Source organism: Pseudomonas sp. MD195_PC81_125, assembly GCF_014060985.1.
Lineage (GTDB): Bacteria > Pseudomonadota > Gammaproteobacteria > Pseudomonadales > Pseudomonadaceae > Aquipseudomonas > Aquipseudomonas parakoreensis.
On record NZ_JABULD010000922.1, the window covers coordinates 1 to 813 of the forward strand.

Consider the following 813-nt stretch of genomic DNA (forward strand, 5'->3'; position numbering starts at 1 on the left):
CGACACCAGGATGTGAAACACCGCAGGTTCGGGCGTACTCGAGCGTGGCCATGAACAGGCCGACGGTATTTTCGTCAGACATCACTTGTTCGTTTTTGCCGCCCTCGGCATCGAGGTCCAGTGAGGTGAAGCGCGACAGCTCCCAGATGTCATCACCGCTCGGTGCAGGCTGGTCACCGAGCAACGTAGTGAACACCTCACTCAGCAAGTATGGCTGGGTGGTCGGCAACAGGCGTGCGCACCCTTTGATGTTGCCGTCTTCTTCTTGCGCAACGATGTAATGGGTGCCGCTGTGGTCGAACTGATCAAACTCGAAATCGTCCGGTGTTGATAATTGCCAGCCGAGGCGTTCGACAAAGACCTGATAGCGATATTGAGCCAAGCGTTGACGCTTTACTGTCGTCAACTGGTCATAACGTCCTGACAAGTAATCCATCACAGATTCCGTTTAGTGATTGGTTGGGTGGCGATTAAAGTGCACACTGCGCTCGCAGACTACCTGTCACCCTTGACAGCTAGCGGAAACATTTGGAAATATGCTAGGCATGTTKGCAAGAGGCCGACAGCAATAACTGTGGGAAAGGAATCTCTATGTCATATTGGCAGGCTGAACTGTTGGAAAACGCCATGTCTGCAACGGATGTCGAGTTGTTGTTCGACAATATCAAGACCGTTGCCAGGCAGTTGGAGTTTGATTATGTGGCCTATGGTTCACGCAGGCTTTTCCCCATCACCAAACCTTGCCTTTTTCTCGCCAATAACTATTCGCCGGCCTGGCAAGCTGCCTATTCCGCCAATCGTTACCTTGGACAT

At 52.1% G+C, this 813-nt stretch carries 2 protein-coding genes; one reads left to right on the forward strand and one right to left on the reverse strand.

Translation table 11 applies throughout. From position 1 onward, the window contains the following. Positions 1 to 436 (reverse strand): acyl-homoserine-lactone synthase (locus HT737_RS30370; RefSeq protein WP_182404669.1); only part of this gene is annotated, 436 nt, incomplete at its 3' end. A gap of 155 nt (positions 437 to 591) precedes the next feature. Between HT737_RS30370 and HT737_RS30375 the strand changes: the two genes are divergently transcribed. Next, positions 592 to 813 (forward strand): autoinducer binding domain-containing protein (locus tag HT737_RS30375; RefSeq protein WP_182404670.1); only part of this gene is annotated, 222 nt, incomplete at its 3' end.